Origin of the sequence: Streptomyces galbus, assembly GCF_005280195.1 — a bacterium.
In the GTDB taxonomy this organism is placed as follows: Bacteria; Actinomycetota; Actinomycetes; order Streptomycetales; family Streptomycetaceae; genus Streptomyces; species Streptomyces galbus.
On record NZ_SZPR01000003.1, the window covers coordinates 216,949 to 243,505 of the forward strand.

The following is a 26,557-nucleotide window of genomic DNA, read 5'->3' on the forward strand; positions in this document are numbered from 1 at the left end:
GTGACGGTCGCAGCGGGGGCGGCCCCGCAGGCCGAGCGCCGGGCTCGCCCCTGCTCCGGCGCCGACCCTGGGGCGGGCGCTGCGGACGTTCGCCGTCACCCCGGGCACCGCCATCACCGCGACCCCACCGTGCGCCGCGCCCCGCGCCCCGCGCGGCGTCAGGCTCGGGCTCGGCCCGGTTCCGGGGCCGGGGGGGACCCCGGTACGGGCGTCGCCGACGCTCGTCGGCGGCGGCCGCGCAGGCTCGCCCGGCGGGTGAGCCAGGTGACGGCGGCCACCGTCAGGCCGAGGACGAGCAGCAGCCACGACGCGGTGCGCAGGGTCGCGGTGAGGGCGTCGTAGACGGCGGCGGCGGCCGGGCGGTGGGCCGGGTCGCGCAGGTCGTCCAGGGTGAGGCGGCGCCCGACGGCCACCGCCAGGCCCAGGAACGCCCCGCCCAGCGCGGTGCCGAGCGCGGTCGCCGTGACCGCGCGCCGGCGGCACGCGGCGACGGCGATCCCGGCGGCGCCGCAGAGCACGGCCGCGAGCGGCAGCCAGAATCCGGCGGTGTGCAGCACGTGGTAGCCCTTCCTCAGGGCCGCCAGCTCCCCCGGCGGCAGGACCGCGACGGGCCGGTGCTCGACCGGGAGGCGGGCGGCGAACGGGGCGTGGTCCTCGGTGAGCCGGCGCTTGAGCGGGGTGGTCACCGTGGCCAGGTCGACGGTCACGGGACCGGCGCGGTCGTCGTCGTGCAGGGCCGTCATCACCGCCGCGTGCGCGGCCTGGTTGCCGGCGTCCCAGGCGGCGCGGAAGGCGGGGGTGGCGGTGAAGGAGCGGGCCGCGTCCTCTGCGAACACCCGGTTCACGCCGATCTCCTGCGCGATGCCGTCGCCCACGGTGTCCGCGACGGCGTCCCGCACGGCGGGGTCGGCGGCCAGCGGCGCCATCGTGGTGACGTAGCGGTCGGTGTCCGTCAGGTCGTACGCCGCCCAGGCCGCCAGCGTGCCCAGCGGCACGAGCAGGCAGGCCAGCGCGATCAGGACGGCCGAGGAGGCGGTCCTCAGACGGGGCGACACCCTTCAAGGCAACGGCGCCGGAGGGCGTGCCGCGAGCGAACGTGCGCCGTTCGGGTGGGGCGCGGACGCCGCCGGGCCCCGGCGCGGCCGTGACGGCTGCTCCGGGGCCCGGCGGGCACGGCGGGTGGCGGGCCCGCGGTCACCTGACGCGGTGGCCCTCGGCGTCCTCGCGCGTGTAGTAGCGGTAGAAGAGCAGCACGAACGCCAGCCCCGAGACCGCGAGCGACATGAGCACCGCGCGGCCGGTGCTGGCGCCGGTCTGGCTGTAGCAGAAGCCGAACGCGCAGCCGATGAACGCCGTCCACAGCGCGGCGTGCAGTTCGCGGGGCAGACGCCCGGCCAGGGTCCGCACGGCCACGTACAGCACCATGAACGCGAGCGCCGTGACGAAGCCGAACAGCAGGTTCCAGCCCGTGATGGGACCGCCCGAGCGGCGGATCTCGGCGGCCCAGAAGCCGTAGACCAGCCCGAGCGCGACGGGTGTCACCCAGGCCATGATCCGGTGGACCCTCGCGTCGAAGACGTCGGGTGCCCGGTGCATCCCGGTGGGCGTGCCCGCGGTGGGTGCGGCGTGAACCATGGGAGCACTCCTCTCTCCTGGTCTCTCCCCGCCCTCGCCTTCCAGGGCACACCCGGCGGCCGGGTGGGAGCAACTCGGGCGCCCGGATCACGGCGGCCCACCGCGGATGCGGGCCCGCCCGGGGCGTGTTTGTCTGGGCCCATGAAGCGGAGGGCCCGAGCCGGACGCCCGCCCGCGCCGTCGCACGTCCGGGGCCGGCCGGGCGTCGCCACAACCGTCGTCGCACGCCTGAACCCGGCCCCGCGCCGGGCCGTGCTCCAGCGGCAGCAACTGCTGCGGTTCCGCGGGCGCAGTGTCACCTGGCTGGTGCCGCTGCTGCTGCTCGTGACCATCACGGTGGTCGACTTCAACACCACGGGGCGGTTCCGGATCGTCTCGTGGTGCGTGTTCGTGTCGGCGATCGCCGCCGCGCTGTGCGGGGTGTGGACGACGGTGGCCTTCTCCGTGCTGTCCCTCGCCACGTACGTCGGCACCGACCTCGCCGCCGCCGAGCAGTACCAGTCCGGGCCCGCGGACTTCGTGCTGGTCGCCGTCGGCGGGGTGCTGTCCGTGCTGGCCTGCGAGCTGCGGGTGCGCGGGGAGCAGCGCCTGATGCACATGATGGACGTCGCCGACACCACGCGCCGCACCGTGCTGCGCCCGCTGCCGCCGGCCTGGGGCGGCCTCGACCACGCGGCGGTGTACCTCGCCGCCGACGCCGAGGCCCGGGTGGGCGGCGACTTCTACGACGTCCAGCCCGGCCCGCACGGCACCCGGGTGCTCGTCGGGGACGTGCAGGGCAAGGGGCTCGGCGCGGTGGAGGCGGCGGCCGCGCTGCTCGGCACGTTCCGGGAGGCGGCCTACCACGAGGCGGACCTGGCGGTCGTCGCCCGGCGCCTGGAGACCCGGATGCGCCGCCACCGCACGCACCTCGGGGCGCTGGGGCGGCCGGACGGGGACCGGTTCGCCACCGCGGTCCTGGTCGGCTTCCCCCGGGACGACGACGGGTACGTCGACCTGGTCGGCTTCGGCCACGAGGCGCCGCTGGCCGTCGGCCCGGACGGCTCCGTGCGCCGCCTGCCGCAGGGCGACGGGCTGCCGCTCGGCCTGGCCGACCTCACCGCCGACCCGGACCCGCCCCCGGTGCGGCGCGTGCCGCTCGCCCCCGGGGAGACGGTGCTGATGGTCACCGACGGGGTCACCGAGGCCCGCGACGAGCAGGGCTGCTTCTACCCGCTCGCCGACGAGCTGGCCCGGGCCGTCGCCCGCGACCCCCGGTTCGCCGAACCCGCCCGGCTGGTACGGCTCGTGCGCGACGGCACACTGCGGCACTGCGGCGGGCGCCTCGCCGACGACACGACGGTCTTCGCGGTACGGCGCACCGCGCGCGACGCCCCCGTACGGGGACGTTCGCCGTCCTGACACCCCTCTTTGCAGGCGCAGCGGTTACGGTGCTGACGTACGTGATCGAAGGGGGAGGGGACCATGCCCGGAACCGTGCTGCTGCTGGCGGCCTCGCCCGTGGGCCGTGGACGCCTGGTGGACGCCGCCTCCGTGCTGCCCGTGCTCGCGGCGGTGCCGCCCGCGGTGCTCGCGGGGACCGACACGGCGAACGTCGTCGAACTCGCCGACCCCCTGGAGCCGCAGGCCGTCCTGACCCGGCTGCGGGCCGCGGCGGCCGCGCCCGGGCCGCTGACCCTGTTCGTCACCGGCCAGCTCCAGCTCGACCGGCGCCAGCGGCTGCCGCACCTCGCGCTCGCCCGCTCCACGCCCGCCACCGTGCGCTATACGGGACTGCCCTGGCACTGGCTGCGCGAGGAGCTGCGGCTGCGCCCGCCCGGCACCACCACCCTGGTCGCCGACCTGCACGCGGACCCGGAGTCCTGGCAGTGGCTGGGCGCCAACCCCCTCGACTGCGGGCGCACGACCGCCGTGTACGGGCGCGTCGCGCCGCCCCGGGGCCGGCGCGCCGTGGCCGCGCCGACGTACATGAAGGCGGTCGCGACGATCCTGCGCAGCGGCAGCCGTCCGGCACTCGACCAGCTCCACCAGGCCGCGGTGACCCGCGTGACCGCCGAGGGCGAGGTCGGCGACCTGCTCCTGCCCCAGCACCTGGTCCCGGCGCAGCAGCAGTGGCCGGCGCAGGCACCGGCCGGGACCGTGCAGCAGCCGGTGACCGCGCCCGGCGGGGGCTTCCCGCAGCAGCCGCCGGTCCCCGCGCCCGGCGGGGCCCCCGCGGTCCCGGCCGCCCCGGTCCCCACCGTGGCCGCGGCCGTCCCCGCCACCCGGGCGTCCGCTTCCGGCGCGGCGCCCGACCCGCACACCGCCATCTCCGCCGCCGTCCAGGACGGGCGGCACCGCGAGGCCGACGAACTCGCCGCCCGCTGGGAACGGCAGGCGCGCGAGGCCCACGGCGACGGGTCGGACGAGGCCCTGCACTGGGCCGAGGTGCGCGCCGACCTCGCCATGTTCGCGGGCGACGCCGAGCGGAGCTGCCGCACCTGGCTGACCGTCGCCGAGGCCCGCCTCGCCGCGGGCCAGCCGGCCGACGCGGCCGCCGTGGAGGCCGCCGTCGACCGCGCCCACCACCAGTGGGGGCGCATCGACGACCCCGCCCGCGCCCGCGAGCTGGGGGCCGCCCTCGCGGAGCTGCGGCGCCGGGTGCCCGGCCGTCGCGAGGGCGCGCTGGACGACGTACGGGGGCGGTTGCGGGACCTGCAGACGCAGGCGTAGTCGTGCGGCTACGCTCTGCTACATGGCCAACATCCGTGAACTCGACCCGAGCGCTCACCGTTGGACTACTTCGGCTACGAGCTGCGGCGCAAGCGGGAGGCGGCGGGCATGCGGCTGGCCGATCTCGGGTCCGTGATCTTCTGCACGGGTTCGCTGGTCGGCCAGATCGAGACGGCGAAGAAGGTCCCCACGCGCGAGTTCGCCGAACGGGCGGACGCGGCGCTGATGACGGACGGGTTCTTCTCCCGCCTGGTCGGGCTGGTGCTGCGGAGCCAGTTGCCGAGCTGGTTCCAGCCGTTCGCGGACATGGAGGGGAGGGCCGCCTACATCTCCACGTATCAGTGCCAGTTGGTCTACGGGCTGCTGCAGACGGAGGCGTACGCACGGGCCGTGTTGAGCGTGGAGCAGGGGGACAGGCTCGAAGAGATGGTGGCTGCCCGGATGGAGCGACAGCGCATCCTCCGGCGCGAGCAACCGCCCGTGATGTGGACCGTGCTGGACGAGGCGGCACTGCACCGTGAGATCGGCGGGCCGGACGTCATGCGAGAGCAACTGGGCCACCTGTTGACCCTCTTCGGGCGGCCGTGGATGGAGCTCCAGGTGCTGCCGTTCTCGGTCGGACAGCACTCCAGCATGATGGGCTCGTTCACCCTGCTGCGCTTCGACGATCACCCCGAGGTGCACTACAGCGAAAGCTACGACCAGGGCCACATGACCGCCAATCCGCAAGTGATCAGGCGGCGTTCAGTCGGTTACGCTCGCCTCCAGGCCGAGGCCCTCTCACCGAGGGAGTCGGCGGCACTGATCGCCCGGGTGATGGAGGAACGCTATGGCAAGCAGCCTGGACCTGACGCGCGCTCAGTGGCGTAAGTCGTCATTCAGCGGAAGCAGCGGAGGCGAGTGCGTCGAGTGCGCCCCCCTCGGCACCACCGCGTGGCACAAGTCCAGTTACAGCGGCAACACCGGCGGCGACTGCGTCGAGGTCGCCGACTTGCCCGCCCGCGTGGCCGTCCGGGACTCCAAGAACCCCGGTCACGGCATCCTCACGCTCACCCCGGAGGCCTTCGCCGCGTTCGTGGCTTTCGTGCGGGCGTAGCTGGGGGGTCGCTCTCGCCGGGACGGCGTTCGCGGCCGTGACGAGGGTGGCCACCGCGATCACCGCCGCGGCCAGGCCGCGGGCGAGACGGGTGGGCGGGTGTTCGCGGCGGGGGGTGGCGGGGTCGAGCACGGCTACCTCGCAACGTCGGCGGCTCCGGATGGTCAGGCCGGAGATGACGATTCGGGCGACAGGCGGGGGTGAAGCCCTGTATTAAGCATGGTTAAGTCGTCGTTTAACCTAGGGGCAGTCCGACCCCAACGGCAAGGGCGTCCAACCGAGTTGGGGAGCGGGACATGGCCGAGCGGGACGAACCCGGCGTGATCGGCCGCCGCGTGCAGAAGCTGCGCGTGGACCGGGGTCTCACCCAGCGGCAGCTGGCCGAGCCCACCTACACCCCCGCCTACGTCTCCACCCTGGAGGCCGGCCGCGTGCGGCCCTCCGACGACGCCCTGCGGCACATCGCCGGCCGGCTCGGCGTCGACTTCGAGGAACTGGCCACCGGCCGCCCCGCCCACCTCGGCACCGACCTGCGCCTGCGGCTCACCGAGGCCCAGCGCGCCCTGGCCACCGGCGCCGCCGAGGACGCCGCCCGCCAGTACGCCGCCCTGCTCGCCGAGGCCGAGCGGCACGCGCTCGTCGAGGAACAGGCCACCGCCCTGCTCGGCCTCGGTGAGTGCGGCATCGACACCGGCGACCTCACCACCGCCCGCGCCCACTTCGAGCGCGCCGAGGCCCGCCTGGCCGACGCGCCGCTGACCGCCCGCGTCCCCGCCCTGCGCGGCCGCGCCGTCACCCACTACCTGGCCGGTGAACTCCGCTACGCCGTCTACCTGCTGGAGTCCACCCTCGACGAACTCAACCGCGGCGGCCTGCACGACCCCGACGCCCTGCTCCTGCTGTACGCCTCCGCCATCGGCCCGTACATGGACATGGGCGCCCACGCCCGCGCCGCCCAGGCCGCCGAGCTCGCGCTCGCCCTGGCCCCGCAGGTCGGCGACCCCGCCCTCGTCGCCCGGATGCACCGCTCCGTCGCCCGCACCCTCCTCGCCGAGGGCCGCATCGCCGAGGCCGACGCCTCCCTGGCCAAGGCGAGCGAGCTGTACCGCCAGCTCCAGCTCCGCACCGAACTCGCCAACTGCCACTGGATGCGCGGCTACGTGTGCGCCCAGAACGGCGAACTGGACCGTGCCGAGGACGAGTTGCGCCAGGCGCAGAGCATGCTCGACGCCCAGCGCGCCACCCTCTACAGCAGCCAGGTCGCCGTCGAACTCGCCGACGTGCTGCACCGGCGCGGCCGGTCCGACGAGGCCGCCGCCCTGCTGCACCGGGTCCTCGGGGACCTGTCCTCCGAGCGCGGCGCCGTCCACTCCGCCGCCGCGCACCGCCTGCTCGGCATCATCGCCGAGGACGCCCGCGACACCGACGCCGCCGAGGAGCACTACGTCCGCGCCCTCAGCCTGCTGGAGCGGGCCGGCGCCGCCGGCGACCTCGCCGACCTGTGCCGGCTCCTCGGCGACCTGCTGCGCCGCACCGGCCGCACCGAGGCCGCCCTCGACGCCTACCGCACGGGCCTGGGCCACCGCACCGCCCCGGGCACCACCACCCTCGGCCCGGCCCCCGCCCAGCCGCCCCTGTGACCCCCCGCGGCGACCCCGCCGCCCCCTGACCCGCGGCCCCACCGCAGCGCGCGACCCGGTCGTTTCCCCCGGGAACCGCACGGGTACCCGGCGGCGGACCGAACGCCGGCCGCGGGCGGAGGTGAGGGGCGTGTCCGATCAGGACCGGGTCGCGCAGGTGCTCGCGGAGGAGGTCCGCGGGGCCAACCCGGCCGAGACGCCCGGACGGCTGTGCCACGCGGCGGTGCGGCTGCTGCCGGTGACCGGCGCGAGCGTGTCGCTGACCGCCGACGGAATGGCCGTACCGCTCAGCGCGAGCAGCCCGCGCGTGGAGTACCTCATGGAGGTGCAGGCCACCCTCGGCGACGGGCCCTGCCTCACCGCCGCGGCGACCGGCGACCCGGTGTTCGCCAGTGACCTCACGGCCCGCGACGCGCTGCGCTGGCCGGTGTACGCCCAGCAGGCCGCCGCCGCCGGCATCCGCGCCGTGTACGCGCTGCCGCTGGGCCACAGGACCGTGTGCGTCGGCACGCTCGACCTGTACCGGGAGGCCCCCGGCGACCTCGACGTCGCCGACCTCGACGCGGCGCGCACCGTGGCGGGACGAGATCACCCGGGCGCTCATGGCCCTGTCGCGGGACGCGGACAGCGGGCGCCGCGACGGGGACACCTGGCTGCACGGGATGATCGCCCACCACGACGAGGTCCACCAGGCCGTCGGCATGGTGATGGCCCAGCTCGGCGTCGCCGCCGACGAGGCCCTGGCCCGGCTGCGCGCCCGCGCCTTCGCCCAGGGCCGCACGCTCATGGACGCGGCCCACGACCTGGTGGGCCGACGGCAGGGCTTCGACGCGGGCTGACCCGCTGTGACGCGGTCGCGTCAGACCTGGGCCCGGCCCTGCTTGCGCACGTCCGCCAGGCGCAGCGCGCCGACCTGGACCGCGGCCTGGGTGGCCTCGTTCGCCACGTCGCCCAGACCGCCGTTGGTGAGGGCGAAGGAGTCCTCGCCGACGCGCACAGCGGCCACGTCCAGGGTGAGCACGGTCGGCTCGCCGGTCGGCGGCTGCGCGGTGAGGACCACGCGCAGGCCCTGGCGCACGTCCCCGACCTCCGGCAGCGGTGCGTCGAAGACCTGCACGTCCTCGGTGACGTCCCGCCCGGCGCGGGCCGAGAACCGGGCGCAGTCGCGCGGCATCGTCGCCAGCCAGGCCAGCGCCCGGTCCGCGTCCTGCGGGCTGCTGCCGCCGATCTGGTAGCGGAGCTGCGCGCCGGTGTCGGCGTCGTCCAGGCCGACGGCCGCGCGAGGCGTGCCGCCGAGGAGCTCGTCGGTGTAGAGCACGTCCAGCAGGCGCTGGCACGGACCGGCCGCGGTCGCCTTCAGCAGGCCGTCCCGCCACGTGGCCGCGCCGCGCGTCGCGGACCAGGGCGCGCCCAGGTCGGTCTCGGTGAGGAGCGCGGCCTGCGCCTGCGCCTCGGTGAGCGCCGTACCGGGGCCCGCCGCCCGCGCCTTGGGCGAGGCCGCCGGCGACGGGGAGGCGATCGTCGGCAGGGACCGGGGCGCGGTCGGCGGATGCTCCAGCCCGAGGCTCGCGCAGCCGGTGACGCCGAGCAGTCCGACGGCGAGCAGGAGGACACGGGCGGGAGCGACGGTCATCGGGTGCCTCCTGGGCGGGCGGGCCGCGGGGGTGCGGGCCGGGGGCGGTGCGCGGGACCTGCGGGACATGCCGGGACGTCCCGGGGGGATGTCTCCCTCACGGCACCACCACCCGCACCACCCGACCAGCGCGCGGGCCCGTACGGGTGACGGAGGTTGCTGCGAGCGGGTGCCGGACCGCGGCCCGCCGCCCGCTCAGCCACCCGCCGGCTCAGCCACCCGCCTGTTCAACCGCCCGTCCGCTCAGCCGCCCACCGGCTCGGCCACGCGCCGGGTCAGCCGTCCGCCGCGCAGTGACCCAACAGGCCCGCGACGTCCGCGTCCACCACCCGGTAGCGCACCACGCGGCCCTCCTTCTCGCCGGCCACCACGCCCGCCGCCCGCAGCAGGCGCAACGCCTGGGACACGGCCGGGTCGTTCATGCCGGTGGCGACGGCGAGGTCGGACACCGCCAGCGGGCCCGTCCGGTGCAGGGCGAGCAGCAGCGCCAGCCGTTTGGGGTCGGCGAGCAGGGCGAAGCGGTCGGCCCAGGCGCGGACACGACCGGCGTCACCGATCGCGGCGATGGCGTCGCACACCCGGTGACCGTCGATGGTGCGGCGGTCGGCACGGTCGGCCGGTACGAGATGCATGGGGGCATCCTCGCAGGCGCCCGTATGTGATCTTGCATACCTGCGTAGCTGTGCAGCTATGCAGCGGACGGCACGGCCCCCTACGGTGGGCGGGCCGTGGTGCTCGGGAAGCCGGTGGGAAACCGGCGCGGCCCTCGCCACTGTGACCGGGGAGTCCCCGTTCCGTCCGGCACCCGCCGGGCCACTGGTCGTACGACCGGGAAGGCAGGAACGGCGGACATACCAGCCCCGTAAGCCAGGAGACCGGCCACGGCAGCTCACGAAGTGATCCACGAGGTGCTGGAGCGTGAAACGCATGACCGATGCCGTCTCCTTCCGCTGGCGACGCGAGGACACCGTCCGGACCGCGGGGCTGATGGCGGTGATCGCCGCCCTGCACGTGGTGGCGTTCGGAATCCTCTTCCTGCTGGTCGTCCCCGCCCATTACGAGGTCGGTGACAAGGCGTTCGGGATCGGCCTGGGCATCACCGCGTACACGCTCGGCATGCGGCACGCCTTCGACGCCGACCACATCGCCGCGATCGACAACACCACGCGCAAGCTGATGGCGGACGGCAAGCGGCCGGTGTCGGTGGGCTTCTGGTTCGCGCTCGGCCACTCCAGCGTGGTGGTGCTGATGGCCGCCCTGGTCGCCGGCGGCGCCGCGCTCGCGGGCGTCCTGATGAACGACGACTCGCGCACCCACCAGGTGCTCGGCGTCGTCGGCACGACCGTCTCGGGGACGTTCCTCTACCTGATCGCCGCGCTCAACCTGGTGGCCCTGCTGGGCATCGTGAAGGTGTTCCGGGCGATGCGGGGCGGCGAGTACGACGAGCGCGAGCTCGAACAGCACCTGGACTCGCGGGGGTTCATGAACCGCATCCTCGGCCGCCTGACCAGGTCCATCAGCCGCCCCGGCCAGATGTTCCCGCTCGGCTTCGTCTTCGGCCTGGGCTTCGACACGGCCACCGAGATCACCCTGATGGTGATGGCCGGCTCGGGCGCGGCGGCGGGGCTGCCCTGGTACGCGGTGCTGTGCCTGCCGCTGCTGTTCGCGGCCGGGATGAGCCTGTTCGACACGCTCGACGGCACGTTCATGAACTTCGCCTACCAGTGGGCCTTCTCCAACCCGGTGCGCAAGGTGTTCTACAACCTCACCATCACCGGGCTGTCCATCGCGGTCGCCTTCGTCATCGGCACCATCGAACTGGTCGGCGTCCTGCACGAGAAGCTCGACCTGACCGACGCGGTCACCACCTGGATCGCCGACATCGACCTCGACCACGTCGGCTACCTCATCGCGGGCCTGTTCGTCGTCGTGTGGGCGGCGGCGGTGGCGTACTGGAAGCTCGCCAAGGTCGAACAGCGCTGGACGCCGCGCCCGGCGGACACGGCCTGAGCGCCGAGCCCCGAGCGGCGCTACGGGCCCTCCACCGTCGCCAGGTACAGCTTCACGTAGCGGTCCACGTCGACGTCCAGGGCCACGTCCACCAGGGCGGGGGTGCGCGACGCGCCGTGGATCTCGGACTCGCCGGGGCGGGGGCGGCGGTCCACGACCGTCTGGCCGCGGGTCGGACCGGGGGCCAGGGAGACCTCCACCGGGAGCAGCCGGGTGGTGATGCCCTGCGGGTCGGCGACCGCGCAGACCGCGCCCGCGTCGCCCAGGCCGCCCGCGTCGTCCTCCGCGGCGGGGGAGGCCGGGCGGTGGGCGAGCAGGTCGCCGGCCAGGCGGGCACCGGGTTCCGCACTCGCGCGCAGCCGCCGTACGTCCGCGCCGGGCACCACGACCCGGGTGAACACGTCCAGGCCGTACATCGTGATCGGCACCCCGGCCGTGAGCAGGACCGCGGCCGCCTCCGGGTCGTGCCAGACGTTGAACTCGGCGACGGGCGTGGCGTTCCCGGTGGCCACCGCGCCGCCCATGAAGACGATCCGCCCGATGTTGCGGACCACCTCGGGGTGGGTGCGCAGCAGCAGCGCGATGTTCGTCAGCGGCGCCGTGGGGACGAGGGTGACCGGGCGGGGGCTGGACAGGATGGCGTGGCGCAGCAGCGTCACCGCGTCCGTGTCGGCCGCCCGGCGGGTCGGCGCGGGCAGGCCCAGGTCGCCCATGCCGTCGCTGCCGTGCACGTGCCGGGCCACCCGCACCGGCTCGATCAGCGGCCGCTCGGCACCCCGCGCGACGGGGACCTGCGGGGCACCGGCCTGCTCCAGCACGGTCAGGGTGTTGCGCACGACGCCGTCGACGTCGGTGTTCCCGGCGACACAGGTCACCGCCCGCAGGTCCAGCCCCGGGTGCCGGACGGCGAACAGCAGCGCCAAGGCGTCGTCGACCCCCGTGTCACAGTCGATCACCACCGGAACGGTCTCCGCACCAGCCATGTCACCACGCTCCTCCGGCTCACCTCCGAGGGTAGGCGCCGGGGGGTTCACTTTCCCGGCAAGCTGGACACCCTTTCCTCGTGACCGATCTCTCCACGAGGAACCCCGACTGGTGGCGACAGTCCGTCGTCTACCAGGTGTACCCGCGCAGCTTCGCCGACGCCGACGGGGACGGCCTGGGCGACCTGCGGGGCGTCACCGAACGCCTGGCCCACCTCGCCGCGCTCGGCGTGGACGCGCTGTGGCTCAGCCCCTTCTACCCCTCCGAGCTCGCCGACGGCGGCTACGACGTCATCGACCACCGGGACGTCGACCCGCGCCTGGGCAGCCTCGACGACTTCGACGCGCTCACCGCCGAGGCGCACCGGCTCGGCCTGAAGGTCGTCGTCGACCTGGTCCCCAACCACACCTCGCACCGCCACGCCTGGTTCCAGGAGGCCCTGGCCGCGGGCCCCGGCTCGGCGGCCCGCGCGCGGTACGTGTTCCGCGACGGGCGCGGCGCGCACGGCGAACTCCCGCCCAGCGACTGGCAGTCCGTGTTCGGCGGCAGCGCCTGGCAGCGGGTGCCGGACGGCCAGTGGTACCTGCACCTGTTCGCCGCCGAACAGCCCGACCTCGACTGGTCGAACGAGGAGGTCCGCGAGGACGCCCGCACCACGCTGCGGTTCTGGTCGGACCGGGGCGTGGACGGCTTCCGCGTCGACGTGGCGCACGCGCTCGTGAAGGACCTCGCCGAGCCGCTGCGCGACCTCGGCACGCTGCCCGCGACCGGCGAGGAGGCCCTGCCCCTGGTCCCGCCCGGCAGCCACCCCTACTGGGACCGGGACGAGGTGCACGCCGTCTACCGCGACTGGCGCCGCGTCCTCGACTCCTACGACCCCCCGCGCACCGCGGTCGCGGAGGCGTGGGTGCCCGTCGAGCGGCGCGCGCTGTACGCCCGCCCGGACGAACTGGGCCAGGCGTTCAACTTCGAGTACCTGCAGGCCCCGTGGGACGCCGAGGCGCTGCGCGCGGTCATCACCGGGTCGCTGCGCAGCGCGCGCGAGGCGGGGGCGTCGGCCACCTGGGTGCTGTCCAACCACGACGTCGTACGGCACGCGTCCCGGCTGATGCTGCCGCCCGGCACCGACGAGAACACCTGGCTGCTGTCCGGCGGCCACGCCCCGCGCGTCGATCCGGGGGCCGGGCTGCGGCGGGCGCGGGCGGCGACCCTGCTGATGCTGGCGCTGCCCGGCTCCGCGTACCTCTACCAGGGCGAGGAACTGGGCCTGCCCGAGGTCGCCGACCTGCCGGTGGAGGTGCTCCAGGACCCGGTGTGGGAGCAGACCGGACACGTGCGCAAGGGCCGCGACGGCTGCCGGGTGCCGCTGCCGTGGACGACGGACGGCCCGTCGTACGGCTTCGGCGCGGGCGGGGCGTGGCTGCCGCAGCCGTCGTCCTTCGCGGCGTACGCCGTCCAGGCCCAGGACGGGGTGGAGGGCTCGACCCTGGAGCTGTACCGCAGGGCGCTGCGGCTGCGGCGCAAGCTGCTGCAGGGCGAGGAACTGACCTGGGCGCCGGACGCGCCGGACGCGGTGCTGTCCTTCGCGCGCGGTGACGGCTGGCGGTGCGTGACCAACCTCGGCGCCGACGCCGTACGGCTGCCCGCGGGCGAGGTGCTGCTGGCCAGCACCCCGCTGGACGACGAGGGCGTCCTGCCGCCGGACACCACGGTCTGGCTCGCGTAGGCCGTGGCGCCCTTGCTCACCCCACCGTGGGGGCGGGGGCCGGCGCGGCGCCGCCGGCGAGGCGGTCGATGTCCACCGGGGTGGACGTGGCGGTCGGCGGCGGGGTGAGCACGACGGGGGGCTGACCGGCGGCCGGGGGCGGCGGGGTCAGGTCGGACTTGGGCAGCTTGGGCGGGGTGGTCTGCTGGAAGAGGGTCTGGTCGAAGTCGACCAGACCGGTCTGCTCCATCACCGTGATGTGGTCCAGGACCGTGTCGTTGGCCTGGTCGGCGAGCGCGCGGACCAGGGAGTTCTTGGTGGTGGAGCGGATCTTCGCGACGGTGTTGAAGATCGAACCGTGCGTCATCCGCAGGATGTTGGCGAAGTCCTTGTCGAACTGCTGGCCCTTGGCGTCGGAGGCGAGCTGGTTGACGAAGCCGACCTGCTGGGGGCTGGCGATGTTGGGCAGAGTGATGTTCAGCATCGGCGCGATCTTGCGGCAGGTGGTGTCCAGCGCCGAGTGCCCGTCGATCAGGTGCTGGCTGGCCGTGATGACGCCCTTGCTGGTGCCCTTCTGCACACCCATCTGCCCCACCGGGTACTCCCACAGCCCGGCCGCCCGCACCTTCACCACGAAGTCCCGGTCGGACTCGGTCAGGGGCCCCCACTGGGTGGTGGCGATGACCCGGTCCGGCGCGCTGGACACGGTGGTGATCCCGAGCATCGACGGATAGGCCAGTGCGACGAGGGTGACGCTCAGGGCTCCCCCCACGAAAAGAGTCCCCAGGGTGTTACGCGAAAGTCGCACCGTGCCTCCTGCCCGGCCGGGTTCATCGGACACCCACAGATACGCAGCGGAGCCCGAGTCGTCTCGACCCGATCCGCAGTTTTCTGCCGGCGGTGGCACGAAAGCACCCAGGCCGAGGCGTTGACCTGAACGAGTCGGGGGGGTGGGCGGTCCTGGGTTCGGGGCGTGGCCCGCGACCGGTTACTGCGGCACCACCCTGGAGGACAAGCGCATGACCGCCGTCTTCTTCTGGATGGCCTGAGCGGCGCCGTGCCGTGGGGGGCGGGCGGGGCGTTGAGCACGCGTGCGCGGTCCTCTTCCTCTTGTCGCCCTGTGCCTGCTGCTGCTCGTCGGGGTCCTGTCCTGCGGGGCGCCGGAGCCCGGGCCGCCGCCTCCCGCCCCGGGCTCCGGCGCCCCGCCCGCCTTCGGCGCCTATCTCGGGTACGGGGGCGACGGAGCGCGGCGGACCTCGGGGTTCGGTGCGTGGACGGGGGCGGCCGCCCCGCGGGTCGGGCGGGCCTACCTGCCCGGCGACCAGTGGCCCGCCATCGAGGGCGCGTCCGCCGACCTGGAGCCGTGGGCCCGGTGGCGCGCGGCACGGCGGGACCGGCTGTTCGTGCTGAACGTGCCGCTGCTGGAACGCACCGAGGACCACCTCCCCGACACCACCGTCCGCACCGAGCTGCGCACGGGCGCGCGCGGGGCGTACGACGGGCACTTCCGCGCCCTCGCCCGCCGGCTCGTGGGCCTCGGCCTCGCCGACACCGTGCTGGTCCTCGGCTGGGAGATGAACGGTGTGACCTACACCCACCGCTGTGCCCCGGACCCGGCCGCCTGGAAGGCGTACTGGCGGCGGATCGTCGACGCCATGCGCTCGGTACCCGGCCAGCGCTTCCGCTTCGAGTTCACCCCCACCCGCGGCCGCGACGCCGTCCCCTGGCCGCGCTGCTACCCCGGCGACTCCCACGTCGACATCATCGGCATGGACGCCTACGACGCCCCCCGCGGCCTGTCGTTCGCGGAGCAGCTCCGCGAGCCGTACGGCCTGTGGGACCACGTCCGGTTCGCCCGCGCGCACGGCAAGCCGATCGCGTACCCGGAGTGGGGCCTGTTCGAGAACGGCGACGACCCGGCGTACGTGCGCGGCATGCTGCTGTGGATGACCGCCCAGCGGCCCCTGTACCAGACCATCACCGACTACTGCCCGCACGGCGTCTGGCGCTGCCCGGACAACCCGCGCTCGTCCGCCGCCTACCGCGAGCTGCTGCGCACGGCGACGGCGCCCTGAGCGCCCCGCCCGCCGCTGCGCGCCCCCGCCCGTCCCCGCCCTCGGCCGATCGGAGGAACCCCGCGGCGCGTACGGACCGCCGTACCGCCCCGCGCCCCCGCCCGGCCGGAAGATCCGACAATGCGACGAGTACTCCGCGCCCCCCTGACCCTCCTGCTCGTGGCGCTCGCCGCCTTCCCCGCGGCGGCGGCCCCCGCCGGGCACACCGCAGGGCTGGTCGCCCGCGACGTCCGCGCCCACGAGGAGGCCCGCGCCCGCGTCGAGGACCTGCGGGAGGCCGACGCCCCGCCCGGCGAGGTGCGCGACGCCGAACGGCACCGGATGGACGTCCGCAGCCGCCTGTGGGACCTGCTGTGGGCGGTGGAGCGCGGCCTCGGGGACCCGGTGGCCGTCGACCCCGCCGGGCGGGCCGGGCACTGCCCCCTCGGCCGGCGCAGCACCCCGCCCCCGGACGCCGGCGAGGACGACGCCTGGGCCGCGCCCACCACGGGCTACCGGCTCACCGCCGGGTACGCCGAGCGCGGACGGCACTGGAAGCACCGGCACACCGGGCAGGACTTCGCGGTCGGCTCCGGCACCCCCGTGCGCGCGGTCGGCCCCGGCACGGTCCGCGTCACCACCTGCGGCGACGGCTTCGGCAACCAGGTGATCGTCCGGCACCGCGACGGCTACTTCACCCAGTACGCCCACCTGTCGCGCATCGACGTCCGCAAGGGCCAGAAGGTGCGCGCCGGCCAGCTCCTCGGCCTGTCCGGCGCCACCGGCAACGTCACCGGCCCGCACCTGCACTTCGAGGTCCGCATCACCCCGTACATCGGATCGGCGGTGCCGCCCCTGCCGTGGCTCGCCCGCAAGGGCGTGCACCCCGAGCAGTGATCCGCCCCGGCTTCCCCGCCCCCAATGGAAGATCAAAAAAGACGGTAAGGGACCTACAACCATCCCTCCCGGCGGATCGTCCAACTGCCGCCCGGTGCGGGTCGGCGCACCGGGGTCCCTTCCGTTCTGTCCCCTGGGGGAAGTCATGAGTTCTGTCTCCGTCGGGCGCCTGCTGCGCCGCGGGGTGTGCGCCTCGGCCGTCGGGGCGCTCGTCGTCACCGGGCTCGTCACCGGGCTCGGCGGGGTCGCCGTCGCCGACGAGGCGCAGAGCGACCAGCTCTGGATCCAGGCGCCGTACGAGCAGGCGGTCCTCGTCGCCCCGGACGGCGGCACCGCCCCGTACCGTTCGCTGGCCCTCGGCCTCTACCACGACAACAGCAACTTCACCGTGACCGACGGCCGGCTGACCGTCGACGTCTCCGGCCTGGCCGGGGTCGCCGAGGTCGAGTGGCCCGCCGCCTGCACGCCCGACGCCGCCGGCACGGTCGCCGTGTGCGACACCGGTGACGTGCCCACCCGGCCCGGCCCCCAGGTGGAGCTGAAGCTGCGGGGCGCGCCCGGCGCCGCCGCGGGTGCCCAGGGCACCCTCGCGTACGCGGCCACCGCGACCGGCGGCCCCGACGGCACGCTCACCGCCCCGGAGGGCAGCGCGGAGACGTTCGTGACCCTCGGCTCGGGTCCCGACCTGGGCGTCCCCGCCCCGCAGGACGTCACCCACGCCACCCCGGGCACCACGCTCACCGCGCCGTTCGCCGTCACCAACACCGGCAACGAGACCGCCCACGGCTTCACCGTGCGCATGTCGACGTCGTACGGCCTGGACCTGCTCACGCAGTTCCCGCAGTGCGCGGCCAAGGACCCGGTCGAGGGCTGGTACATGAAGGAGGTGGACTGCACGTTCGACACCGACGTCGCGCCGGGCGCGACCGTGCAGCTTCCCGGACAGGTCCGGCTCGCCGTGAACAAGGCCGCGCTGTACGACCGTTTCGACATCGAGGTCGAGCCGGGCGGCGGGGCCACCGACCTGTCCGGTGCGGACAACTACCGCGCGTGGAGCGTCCAGGCCGACAACACCGCCGACTTCCGGGTGCGCGGCACAGAGGTGCGCGCGGCGGCCGGCACGACCGTCGACGCCACGTTCCGCTTCGTCAACCGCGGACCGGCCTGGGTCGCCCACGTGTTCTCCGGGGACGCGCCCGCGCTCGTCGACTTCACCGTCCCCGAGGGGACGACCGCGGTCGGCGTGCCCGACCTGTGCCAGCCGCAGTCGGCGGGCGCCGCCCGCTACACCTGCTACCTGCCGTCCGCGGCCTACCCGGGCCTGAAGGCCGACTACACGTTCAAGCTGCGCGTCGACCGGGTCGTCCCGAACGCGACCGGCACGGTCGTCGCCCACCCGGAGCGCGGCGCCTCCACCCCGTTCGAGTTCGACCCGAAGGCGGCCAACAACACCGCCCGGGTGGTCGTGAACCCGAGCGCCTGACACGCCCGTCGGAGCCGGGCGGGGGCGGGCCGCGACGGACCCGCCCCCACCCCGCTCCTCCTACGGGGCGTCGATGAGGTCGTACGGCGGGACCTGCACCGTGCGGGCGCCGGGCGTGCCGCCCAGGACCACCTTGCGCAGGGAGACGTTGTTCTTCAGGTCCGTCTCCTGGAGGCGGTGGGCCGGGTTGGCCTTGACCTCGATGTAGTACGTGCCGTTCGGCAGGTCCGTGATGTCGAAGGACTGGCCGGGACGGTACTGGGTGTAGGTGTCACCGGAGCCGACGTCGAGCACCTCGCGCACGGAGATGGAGTTCTGCTGGCCGCACGCGGTCGACAGGTCCGTGTTGTACGGGTGCCAGTTGGCGTTGCGCACCGTGTAGTCGATGGCGTCGGTGTTTGCGAGGCAGAACGCCTCCTTGCCGCTGCGCACCTGGCGGGTGCGGTCGGCGCTGAGCAGCCGGTAGCTGGCGAAGTCCGTGAAGTGCCAGTGCTCGTGGCCGATGCGCGGGTCCCACTCCATGGTGCCGGTGGGCGCGTAGCCGACCTGCTTGCCGTGGGCGTCGTAGAAGTACTGGTAGGCGTCCATCAGGTCGGCGCCCGGCTTGCGGAAGCCGTCCACGACGAGCGGGGCGGGGCCCGCGTTCCAGACGTTGGCGCTGAACGCCAGGTAGTCCTTGCCGGGTACGTCGCCGTCCTCGCCGTCGGTGACCGCGATGTCCCAGGCCGGCAGCGAACGCAGGTCCGGCTTGGGCACGTTCGCGGGGACGCCCGCGCGGCCGGTGGGCCGCCGGCCGGCGGCTTCCAGGGCCGGGGCGACACGTGAGCCGTCGGTGTGGCCGAGCCCGTCGCCGACGTGGTGGGCGAGCCCGCGGGCCTCCAGGGCGTGCGACAGGGCGCCCGGGGTGGGGGCGTCGGCGCCGCGCGGCCCGAAGTGGTGGGCTGCGTGACCCGCGCCCGCGCTGGGCCGGGAGTGCTGGGCGTGCGGGCCGGACAGGGCCGACGTGCCGCCACCGGTCTGGCGGACGGTCACCCTGATCGTCGGGCGGTCGTCCGGGATGCCGAACAGGTCGCGGTACTTCTTGGCGACCGACACCGTGGCGGTGTACTCGCCGACGGGCAGGTCGACCGGCTTGTCGTAGTCGACGGTGCTGGAGTTGGCCGCCCAGCCCTTCTCGACGCCCCATACGGAGCCGAGGGTGAACGGGTTGGTGGAGCAGCTCTCCGGGTAGTGCGAGGTGGCCGGGGCGTCCGGACGCAGGCGTCCGGAGGCGTTGTTGGGGCAGAAGGCGCCCTTGCTCCGCGTCACCTCCTGCCCGGCCGCGTTCTTCACGGACACCTCCAGGAAGCCCGGCAGCCCGGAGAAGTCCTTGACGAGCCCGGCGGGCAGCGTCCTGGTGGTGGTGTGCGTCCCGTTGCGCAGGATCTGCCGCGCGACGACCGGGTCCTTGTACGACGCGCGCGTCACGTTCAGTTCCAGCGGCGCGCCGTCCACCGTGACGTACGTGCCGAGGTCGAGGTAGACCCCGGGTTCCCCCTCCCACCGGTCGAGGGTCACGGCCTTCGACGCGGCGATCAGCTTGAGCTTCGGTGTCCCGGCCGGGCTCGCCGGCGCCGCACCGGCACCGGGGGCGGCCCCGGCGACGGTGACGACGGTGAGCACGGCCGCCGCGGCGAACGCCGCGCACGTCAGGGCCTTGCGGTCTGGCTGACTGGTCATCGGTTCCTCGTCTGCGAGTGCCATGGTCAGTGGCATCGGACTGGACAGCCCACACCCCCGGCCGACAGGAACGACGCACCCCAGCGCGCCCCGACCGCGACTGTGAACATCCTGTGAGAGGGGCGAAGGGCGGGCGGGGGTTGCCTGTCGGGGCGGATGTCCACCGGGAGCAGGGGGCGCCGACTATGGTGATCCCGTGTGGAAAGTGTGTGCGGGGTCACACACGCGTGGTACGGCGGGCGGGCGGGGGCCGTCTTCGTCGTCGGGCTGCTTGGGGGGCTTGTGTACGAGATGGTCAAGGGCGCCAACGTGGGGTTGGCGACGCTCAGCGACAACGTCGACGCGGTGATCGTGAGCCTCGGGTGGGCGAGCCCCACCGGTGAGGGCGACGCGGACGTGTCCGTGCTGCTGCTCGACGCGAGCGGCAAGGTCCGCAGCGACGCGGACTTCTACTTCTACAACCACCCGGTCGCGGCCGACGGCAGCGTGCACCTGCTGGGCAAACAGCCCGCGGGGGAGGGCAGCGAGGACCGCATCGGCTTCGACCTGACCGCCGTCCCGGCCGGGATCGAACGGGTGGTCATCGCCGCGAGCCGCTACGGGGGAGCCCGGTTCGGCGAACTCGAGGACCTGCGGGTGACGTTGGCCGACGGGTCGGGCGAGGAGCTGCTGCGGTTCTCGATCGACGACGCGGGGTCGGTGAGCGCGTTCATCTTCGGCGAGCTGTACCGGCGCGGCGAGGAGTGGAAGTTCCGCGCGGTCGGCCAGGGCTACGACAACGGCCTGGCGGGGCTGGCGACGGACTTCGGGGTGGACATCGACGACGCCGATGACGCGGCCGACGCGGCCGACGGTGCGGACGACGCGGACGGCGCGGAGGGCGCTGACGCCGGTGCTGCTTCCGGCGCCCCCGTCGCCGTGGAGGACACCGCCGGGAGCACGGTCGAGGCGGAATCGCCGGCCGGCGGGGAGCCGTTGCCCGCCGTACCGGCCCCCCGGCGGCCCGAGGAGCAGGGCGGGGCACGGGACGCCGTAGGGGGCGAGCCGCAGGGCGCGGCGGGGAGCGAGCCGCGCAAGGCCGCCCGGCCCCGCACCGCCCGGCGCAAGGTGACCCTGCCGAAGACGGCACGCGCGTCCCTCGCGGAGAACGAGTCCTGGCGGCCGGCCCGGCTCTTCCCCGTGTCGGCGCTCAAGAGCGACCGCGACCGCGAGACGCGGGCCACGTCGGTCCTGCTGTCGGTGATGGCGCAGGTGCCGGAGTTCGGGCGGCGGCTCACGGCGGGCTTCGGCGCCCCGGCCGGCCGGATGGAGACGTTCACCGAGGTGTCCCTGCCGCACGGTGACACCCCGCGCCGGCCCGACGGCGTCCTGCGCGTCGAGCGGGCCGGCAAGCTGTGGACGGCGCTCGTCGAGACCAAGACCAACGGCAACGCCCTGCGGGCCGAACAGGTGCAGGCGTACATGGACATCGCCGCGCGCCGCGGTTACGAGGCCGTCGTCACGCTCTCCAACGACGTGGCCCTGGAAGGCAGTCCACTGGTCGACGTGAAGACCGACGGCCGCCGCAAGCACAAGGTGGCCCTGTGGCACCTGTCCTGGGCCGAGGTCGCGCACCAGGCGCAGATGCTGATCCGCCACGAGGGCGTCGGCAACAGCGCCCACGCCTGGCTGCTCCAGGAGCTGCTGCACTACCTCCAGCACGAGAACTCCGGGTGCCACGGCTTCCAGAACATGGGCGCCGCCTGGGTGCCCGTGCGCAAGGGCATCGACGACGAGACCCTGTGCCAGGGCGACCCGCGGACGCTGGAGGTCGTCGAGAGCTGGGAGCGGCTCATCCGCCAGGTCTGCCTGGGCCTCGGCGGCGAGCTCGGCCAGAAGGTGCTGCCGGTGCGGCGCGCCCGGCGCGGCACCGACCCCGGGGTGCGCCGGGCCCGGATGGCCGACGAGCTGTGCCGGGACGGCAGGCTGCACGCGGAGGTGCTGATCGAGGGCGCCCCGGGCGTCCTGACCGTCGCCGCGGACCTGCGCACCGGCAAGCTGCGCACCTCCATCGAGGTCCCGGCGCCCGAGCAGGGCTACCCGCTCAACTGGGCCAAGCGGCTGGTGCGACGGCTGGCCGAGGCACCGGCCGACCTGCACGTGGAGACCCTGGTCGAGGGCGAGGGCGGCGGGCCGCGCGGCACCCTGGAGCGGCTGCGCCCCGAGCCGGCGGACCTGCTGCCGAAGAACGGCGCCCGGATCACCGGGTTCCGGCTGTCCCTGTTCAAGAGCATGGGCAGCAGCCGCGGCAACGCGGAGACCGGCTTCATCCGCAGCGTCGACGACGCCGTGCACCGTTTCCACGACGGTGTGGTGGTCCACCTGGACCGGCCCGCGGGGCGCAGGTCCGCGGCCGCGGCGCCGGCGGTCGCGGCGGGCTGAGCCGGCGGGTCCCGCCTCCCGGTGGACGGAACCGGGAGGCGGGTCCGTGGATCGCGCCGGTTCGTCCACAGGGTGTGGACAACTGTTCGGGTCGGGTCACCAGCCCGTCAGCAGGGTGTGGTTGAGCAGGAGGGCGAGGGCCGCCTGGGCGGTCAGCCAGGGCCGGGGGCGGGGGAGGAAGGCGCAGCAGGGCAGGAGCCACAGGGCGAACGGGAGCCAGATGCGTTCCGTCTCGGCCTTGCTCATGCCCGACAGGTCCGCGACCAGCAGCGCGGCCAGCGCCGCCGCGACCAGGACGGCCAGCCGGCGGTCGGCTCCCGGCGCCGGGTGCCGCAGGGCCGTACCGCCGCGGCTCAGGCCCGCCGCCGTCGCCGGGCCCGTGATCAGCGCCGTGCAGGCCAGGTTGGCCCACACCCAGTAGCCGTACGGGCGGACGCCGCCCGCCCCCTCGTAGTAGCGGGTGACCAGCAGCCGGTACGCCTCCCACCAGTCGAAGCCGGCCACCGTGAACGCCGTGGGCACCACCGCCAGGCCCGCCAGGAACAGCACCGCCCGAGGCACGGGACGCGCCCGCGCGCCCCGCCCGCCCAGCACCACCACGGCCGCGCCGATCAGCGCGTACAGCGTCAGGCCGTACGACAGGTAGCAGGTCAGGCCGAAGAGCAGGCCGGAGAGGGCGGCGTACGGCAGCGACCGGCGCGCGGGGCCGCCGGTCACCGCCAGGGCCAGGCAGGCCACCGCCCACGCCGCCACCGCCGCGAAGTACGCGTCCGCCGACACCCCCTGCCACACCGCGGCGGGCGCCAGCACCAGGAAAGGCGCCGCCCGCCGGGCCAGGGACTCACCGGTCAGGGCCCGTACCGCCACCAGCACCGCCGCGCCCGCCGTCGCGCCGGTCACCACGCACCACGCGGCCGCCCAGCCGCCGCCCCCGAGGCCGGCCCGGTCCAGGAGCACGAACGTGAGCGTCGAGCCGGGCGGGTGACCGGCGACGTGGGCGGGCCAGTTGTCGGGCGAGTGCAGCAGGATGTGCCGGCTGAAGCCGGCCAGCGCGGCCGGGATGTCGTCGAAGCGGCCGACGGCACGCAGGTACTCGTTCCGCGTGGTGAGCCGGCCCGCCACGCCCCGCTGCCAGCCGTCCACCAGGGCCAGCGAGAAGATCCAGGCCGTCGCCGTCGCCCAGACCGCCGCGAGCAGGGCGGGCCAGCGCAGCCGCGCGGCCAGGACGGGACCGTGGACGACCACCGCCGCCGCGAGGACCACGGCCGCCGGGGTGCCGGGGCCGACGTGCGGGTCCCAGGTCGCCAGCAGCGGCGGCCAGTTCACCCGCAGCCGGTCCTGGATCGGCCGGCCGGCCAGCACCGCCGCGACGACGAGCAGCACGGCCGCGGCGACGGCGTACGCGTCCCGGCGCCCGGCGCGGACCGGGCGGCCGGTCACCGTGCTCTCCGTCCGCCGGCCGGTGCCGCCCCGCTGCGCAGGGCCGCGAACCGGCGGTCGTCCGCCGTCCACACACCGGCCGGGTCCCAGCCGCGGGCGTACCGCAGCAGGGCCGCCGTCCCCAACCGCGCCCAGGGGAACGGCGGTTCGGTCTGCCGTACGTCGCCGACGCCGACGACGTGCACGTGCGTGCGCTCGTCCACGTCCACCGGCGCGGTCTCGGCGATCAGCAGCCCCCCGGGGCGCAGCAGCCGGGCCACCCGGTCGAGCAGGGTCCGCGGGTCGCCGCCTATGCCGAGGTTGCCGTCCATCAGCAGCACCGTGTCCCAACGCCCCTCCGCGGGCAGCGGGTCGAACACGGAACGGCGCAGCGCCTGCCCGCCGAGCCGCACGGTGTGGGCCACGGCGGCCGGGCTGACGTCGATGCCGAGGACGGTACGGCCGCGCGCCGCGAGTTCCGCGACCAGCCGGCCGGGGCCGCAGCCCACGTCCAGCACCGCGCCCTCGCAGCGGTCCAGCACCGCCCGGTCGACCGCGTTCGCCCGCGCGCACCAGCGTTCGACGTCCAGCGGCAGCAGCCAGCCGTCGGCCCGGCGCAGGAACAGCGGCCCGCGTCCGGTGCGCAGGGCGGTGGCGTACGGGTCGGAGGCGGACCACGCCCCCGGGACCCCCGGGCCGGCCTGTGCCGTCGCCGGGTCGTGGGCCGCCACCTCCGTCGCCGTACCGCTGCCGCCGCCGCTCACGCCGCCCCCTCCCTCGTCGTACAGCCGCCGCTCACGACCGCACCCCCGGCCCGGACGCGGCCAGTCGCCGCGCGAAGCGGCCCGTCGGGGCCAGGGCGGCGACCTCCGCCGCGTCGGCCGCCGTGTCCACGTCCCGCAGGCACGGCAGGTCCCGCACCCGCAGTCCCGCCGCCCGCAGCCGCTCGCGCTGTACGGCGCCGGTGACCGGCGTCGACATCGGCACGCCCCGCAGCAGGGCCTCCGCCCGGCCGGGGTCGGCGAGCCCGAGCGCCCAGAAACCGCCGTCGGCGGCGGGCCCGAACCAGGCGTCGCAGCCGGTGAAGTCCACGCCCAGCAGCTCGGGGGTGACCTGCGGGGTGTCCATGCCGATCAGCAGGGCCGGTCCCGGCCGGTGCGCGAAGGCGGCGGCGAGGCGGGCGTCGAGCCCTCCGCCGCACTGCGGCACGACGTCGATGCCGGGCGGCAGCCACGGGCCGCGGGAGCCGTCGAGCACCAGGACACGGTGGGCGGCGGGCGTGGCGGCCACGGTGCGCAGGGTGTCGGCGAGGGCGGCCTCGGCGAGGGCGGCGGCCTCCTGCGGCGAGTACGGCGGGGTGAGGCGGGTCTTGACGCGGCCGGGACGCGGCTCCTTGGCGATGACCAGGAGGGTGGCGAGGGGGGTGGCGAGGGGGGTGGTGGGGGCGGCGGGGAGGCCGGCGGGGCGGGCGTCCCGCGCGGTCGTCATGAGCGGTCCGCCGGGTGTGCCGGCGCCGGCTCCGTGACGCGCCGCGGCGCCTCCCCGAGCACCCCGCTCATGTCCCGCACCGCCTGCCAGGTGCCGGTCACCTTGGAGGCGCCGGTGCGCGGGCGGTACGGCACGTCGTGCTCGGTGATCCGCCAGCCCGCGTCGGCGGCGCGCACCACCATCTGCAGGGGGTAGCCGCTGCGGCGGTCGGTCAGGCCGAGGGCGAGCAGCGGCTCGCGGCGGGCGGCGCGCAGCGGACCGAGGTCGTGCAGGCGCAGGCCGGTGCGGCGGCGCAGCAGGCGGGTGAGGGCGAGGTTGCCGGCCCGGGCGTGCGGCGGCCAGGCGCGCCGGGACTGCGGGCGGCGCCGGCCGAGCGCCAGGTCGGCCGCGCCGGAGCGCACCTCGTGGACGAAGGGCACGAGCAGGGCGGGGTCGAGGGAGGCGTCGCAGTCGCAGAAGCAGACCACGTCGGCGGTCGCGGCGCTCAGCCCGGCGTGGCAGGCGGCGCCGAAGCCGCGCCGGGCCTCGGGCACGACCGTCGCGCCGAGGGCGCGGGCGAGGTCCGCCGAGCCGTCGGTGGAGCCGTTGTCCACGACGAGCGCGCGCCAGCCTGCGGGGACGCGGGCGAGGACCCAGGGGAGGGCCTCGGCCTCGTTCAGGCAGGGGAGCACGACGTCGACGCCTTGCGGCGGTGGTGGGGTCGTCGTCACGCTCTCACCCTACGAACGGGAAACGGGCATTCCGGGCGGCCGCTCCTTACGAAACGCGGACGTCGGCGCCGGGCCCGCGCCGCTCGCCGGGCCCGGTGCGAGGCTGGTGGCATGCAGCAGTCCCACGAGCGGCCGGAGCCGGCCGGCCCCGGGCGGCCCGCTCACGCCGGCGCCGCCCCCGCGCGTCCCGCCCCCGCGCATCCCGCTCCCGCCGGTCCCACCTCCCCCGCTCCCGCCCCCTCCCGTCCCGCCCGCATCCTCGTCGTCGACGACGACCCGACCGTCGCCGAGGTGGTCACCGGGTACCTGGACCGCGCCGGCTACGTCGTCGACCGGGCCGGTGACGGCCCCGCGGCGCTCGCGCGGGCCGCCGGGCACCGCCCCGACCTGGTGGTGCTCGACCTGATGCTGCCCGGCATGGACGGCCTGGAGGTGTGCCGGCGGATGCGCGCGGACAGCGGCCCGGTGCCGGTCATCATGCTCACCGCCCGCGGCGACGAGGACGACCGCATCCTGGGCCTGGAGGTCGGCGCCGACGACTACGTCACCAAGCCGTTCAGCCCCCGCGAACTGGTCCTGCGCGTCGAGTCGGTGCTGCGCCGCACCCGCCCCCGCGCAGACACCGGCCCGCTGGGCGCGGCGGGCCTCACGATCGACCCGGCGGCCCGCCGCGCCACCAAGAACGGCACGGAACTGGCGCTCACGCTGCGCGAGTTCGACCTGCTGGCGTTCTTCCTGCGGCACCCGGGGCGGGCGTTCGGGCGCGAGGACCTGATGCGCGAGGTGTGGGGCTGGGACTTCGGTGACCTGTCCACGGTCACCGTGCACGTACGGCGGCTGCGCGGCAAGGTCGAGGACGACCCGGCCCGGCCCCGGCTGATCCAGACGGTGTGGGGCGTCGGCTACCGCTTCGACCCCTCCGCCACCGACCCCGCCGAGCGGGAGGTCTGA

The 26,557-nt window shown here is 75.4% G+C and carries 23 protein-coding genes, 2 pseudogenes and 1 riboswitch; of the genes and pseudogenes, 14 read left to right on the forward strand and 11 right to left on the reverse strand.

All coding sequences use genetic code 11. The annotated features are described in order from the left end of the window. Positions 1–158: 158 nt before the first annotated feature. Together E4U92_RS02410 and E4U92_RS02415 are read right to left on the reverse strand one after the other, a co-directional pair. Complete coding sequence (locus tag E4U92_RS02410; RefSeq protein WP_137298552.1) at positions 159–1,055, reverse strand: hypothetical protein; 897 nt, start codon at positions 1,053–1,055, stop codon at positions 159–161. Positions 1,056–1,194: 139 nt separating this feature from the next. Continuing rightward, complete coding sequence (locus E4U92_RS02415; protein WP_137298553.1) at positions 1,195–1,635, reverse strand: hypothetical protein; 441 nt, start codon at positions 1,633–1,635, stop codon at positions 1,195–1,197. Between the two features lie 141 nt (positions 1,636–1,776). On the opposite strand from E4U92_RS02415, the gene E4U92_RS02420 reads away from it, so the two are divergent. The 7 genes and pseudogenes from E4U92_RS02420 to E4U92_RS37125 all read left to right on the forward strand — a co-directional run bounded on the left by E4U92_RS02420 (position 1,777) and on the right by E4U92_RS37125 (position 7,922). Next, on the forward strand, positions 1,777–3,036 hold the full coding sequence (locus tag E4U92_RS02420) for a PP2C family protein-serine/threonine phosphatase (protein ID WP_137298554.1): 1,260 nt from the start codon (positions 1,777–1,779) through the stop codon (positions 3,034–3,036). Positions 3,037–3,099: 63 nt separating this feature from the next. Next, positions 3,100–4,347, forward strand: a complete 1,248-nt coding sequence (locus tag E4U92_RS36210) for a hypothetical protein (RefSeq protein WP_174863649.1) — start codon at positions 3,100–3,102, stop codon at positions 4,345–4,347. Positions 4,348–4,369: 22 nt separating this feature from the next. Next, a pseudogene (locus E4U92_RS02435) lies at positions 4,370–5,217 on the forward strand (helix-turn-helix domain-containing protein). Further along, positions 5,177–5,443 carry a DUF397 domain-containing protein gene (locus tag E4U92_RS02440; RefSeq protein ID WP_137298555.1) on the forward strand — a complete coding sequence of 89 codons (267 nt, stop codon included), beginning with the start codon at positions 5,177–5,179 and terminating at the stop codon, positions 5,441–5,443. Before E4U92_RS02435 ends, E4U92_RS02440 begins: the two are co-directional and overlap by 41 nt. Positions 5,444–5,739: 296 nt before the next feature. After that, entirely contained in the window at positions 5,740–7,083 is a 1,344-nt protein-coding gene (locus E4U92_RS02445; RefSeq protein ID WP_137298556.1) for a helix-turn-helix domain-containing protein, read from the forward strand. A 253-nt stretch (positions 7,084–7,336) separates the two neighbouring features. Beyond that, positions 7,337–7,606, forward strand: a pseudogene (locus tag E4U92_RS37120) (GAF domain-containing protein); the annotation flags it as partial. A 79-nt stretch (positions 7,607–7,685) separates the two neighbouring features. Continuing rightward, on the forward strand, positions 7,686–7,922 hold the full coding sequence (locus E4U92_RS37125) for an ANTAR domain-containing protein (protein ID WP_308433305.1): 237 nt from the start codon (positions 7,686–7,688) through the stop codon (positions 7,920–7,922). Between the two features lie 20 nt (positions 7,923–7,942). Here E4U92_RS37125 and E4U92_RS02455 read toward each other — a convergent pair whose 3' ends face one another. Together E4U92_RS02455 and E4U92_RS02460 are read right to left on the reverse strand one after the other, a co-directional pair. Next, positions 7,943–8,716, reverse strand: coding sequence for a hypothetical protein (locus E4U92_RS02455; protein WP_137298557.1), 774 nt, complete (start codon positions 8,714–8,716; stop codon positions 7,943–7,945). Between the two features lie 275 nt (positions 8,717–8,991). After that, entirely contained in the window at positions 8,992–9,348 is a 357-nt protein-coding gene (locus E4U92_RS02460; RefSeq protein WP_137298558.1) for an ArsR/SmtB family transcription factor, read from the reverse strand. A gap of 80 nt (positions 9,349–9,428) precedes the next feature. Then, positions 9,429–9,614, forward strand: a riboswitch (cobalamin riboswitch). Between the two features lie 29 nt (positions 9,615–9,643). On the opposite strand from E4U92_RS02460, the gene nicT reads away from it, so the two are divergent. Next, complete coding sequence (gene nicT, locus E4U92_RS02465; protein ID WP_137298559.1) at positions 9,644–10,726, forward strand: Nickel transporter NicT; 1,083 nt, start codon at positions 9,644–9,646, stop codon at positions 10,724–10,726. Between the two features lie 20 nt (positions 10,727–10,746). Here nicT and E4U92_RS02470 read toward each other — a convergent pair whose 3' ends face one another. Then, positions 10,747–11,709 carry a nucleoside hydrolase gene (locus E4U92_RS02470; protein ID WP_137298560.1) on the reverse strand — a complete coding sequence of 321 codons (963 nt, stop codon included), beginning with the start codon at positions 11,707–11,709 and terminating at the stop codon, positions 10,747–10,749. An 80-nt stretch (positions 11,710–11,789) separates the two neighbouring features. On the opposite strand from E4U92_RS02470, the gene E4U92_RS02475 reads away from it, so the two are divergent. Further along, positions 11,790–13,436 carry a glycoside hydrolase family 13 protein gene (locus tag E4U92_RS02475; protein WP_137298561.1) on the forward strand — a complete coding sequence of 549 codons (1,647 nt, stop codon included), beginning with the start codon at positions 11,790–11,792 and terminating at the stop codon, positions 13,434–13,436. Positions 13,437–13,452: 16 nt separating this feature from the next. Here E4U92_RS02475 and E4U92_RS02480 read toward each other — a convergent pair whose 3' ends face one another. After that, entirely contained in the window at positions 13,453–14,187 is a 735-nt protein-coding gene (locus E4U92_RS02480) for a DUF4142 domain-containing protein (protein ID WP_137298613.1), read from the reverse strand. Positions 14,188–14,506: 319 nt separating this feature from the next. Between E4U92_RS02480 and E4U92_RS02485 the strand changes: the two genes are divergently transcribed. The 3 genes from E4U92_RS02485 (at position 14,507) to E4U92_RS02495 (ending at position 17,849) form a co-directional block, all read left to right on the forward strand. After that, positions 14,507–15,490: a glycoside hydrolase family 26 protein gene (locus tag E4U92_RS02485; RefSeq protein WP_137298562.1), complete on the forward strand. Its 984-nt coding sequence runs from the start codon at positions 14,507–14,509 to the stop codon at positions 15,488–15,490. Between the two features lie 120 nt (positions 15,491–15,610). Beyond that, entirely contained in the window at positions 15,611–16,366 is a 756-nt protein-coding gene (locus E4U92_RS37130; RefSeq protein WP_137298563.1) for a M23 family metallopeptidase, read from the forward strand. 145 nt (positions 16,367–16,511) lie between these two features. After that, a complete protein-coding gene (locus tag E4U92_RS02495; protein ID WP_174863651.1) occupies positions 16,512–17,849 on the forward strand; it encodes a COG1361 family protein in 1,338 nt (445 codons plus the stop codon). A gap of 60 nt (positions 17,850–17,909) precedes the next feature. Here the strand turns inward: E4U92_RS02495 and E4U92_RS02500 are convergent, their stop codons facing one another. After that, the gene (locus tag E4U92_RS02500; RefSeq protein ID WP_229862776.1) at positions 17,910–19,568 is read right to left on the reverse strand and encodes a lysyl oxidase family protein; all 1,659 of its coding nucleotides are present in this window, start codon (positions 19,566–19,568) and stop codon (positions 17,910–17,912) included. 291 nt (positions 19,569–19,859) lie between these two features. On the opposite strand from E4U92_RS02500, the gene E4U92_RS02505 reads away from it, so the two are divergent. Beyond that, positions 19,860–21,989 (forward strand): TerD family protein, encoded by a 2,130-nt coding sequence (locus tag E4U92_RS02505; protein WP_174863655.1) that lies wholly within the window; start codon positions 19,860–19,862, stop codon positions 21,987–21,989. A gap of 96 nt (positions 21,990–22,085) precedes the next feature. Here the strand turns inward: E4U92_RS02505 and E4U92_RS02510 are convergent, their stop codons facing one another. The 4 genes from E4U92_RS02510 to E4U92_RS02525 all read right to left on the reverse strand — a co-directional run bounded on the left by E4U92_RS02510 (position 22,086) and on the right by E4U92_RS02525 (position 25,606). Further along, the gene (locus E4U92_RS02510) at positions 22,086–23,429 is read right to left on the reverse strand and encodes a hypothetical protein (protein ID WP_137298566.1); all 1,344 of its coding nucleotides are present in this window, start codon (positions 23,427–23,429) and stop codon (positions 22,086–22,088) included. Further along, positions 23,426–24,139 (reverse strand): class I SAM-dependent methyltransferase, encoded by a 714-nt coding sequence (locus E4U92_RS02515; protein ID WP_137298615.1) that lies wholly within the window; start codon positions 24,137–24,139, stop codon positions 23,426–23,428. Before E4U92_RS02515 ends, E4U92_RS02510 begins: the two co-directional genes overlap by 4 nt. Before the next feature lie 64 nt (positions 24,140–24,203). Continuing rightward, entirely contained in the window at positions 24,204–24,896 is a 693-nt protein-coding gene (locus tag E4U92_RS02520) for a TIGR04282 family arsenosugar biosynthesis glycosyltransferase (RefSeq protein ID WP_137298567.1), read from the reverse strand. Continuing rightward, a complete protein-coding gene (locus tag E4U92_RS02525; protein ID WP_137298568.1) occupies positions 24,893–25,606 on the reverse strand; it encodes a glycosyltransferase family 2 protein in 714 nt (237 codons plus the stop codon). Before E4U92_RS02525 ends, E4U92_RS02520 begins: the two co-directional genes overlap by 4 nt. A gap of 111 nt (positions 25,607–25,717) precedes the next feature. Between E4U92_RS02525 and E4U92_RS02530 the strand changes: the two genes are divergently transcribed. Continuing rightward, positions 25,718–26,557, forward strand: a complete 840-nt coding sequence (locus E4U92_RS02530; protein WP_229862777.1) for a response regulator transcription factor — start codon at positions 25,718–25,720, stop codon at positions 26,555–26,557.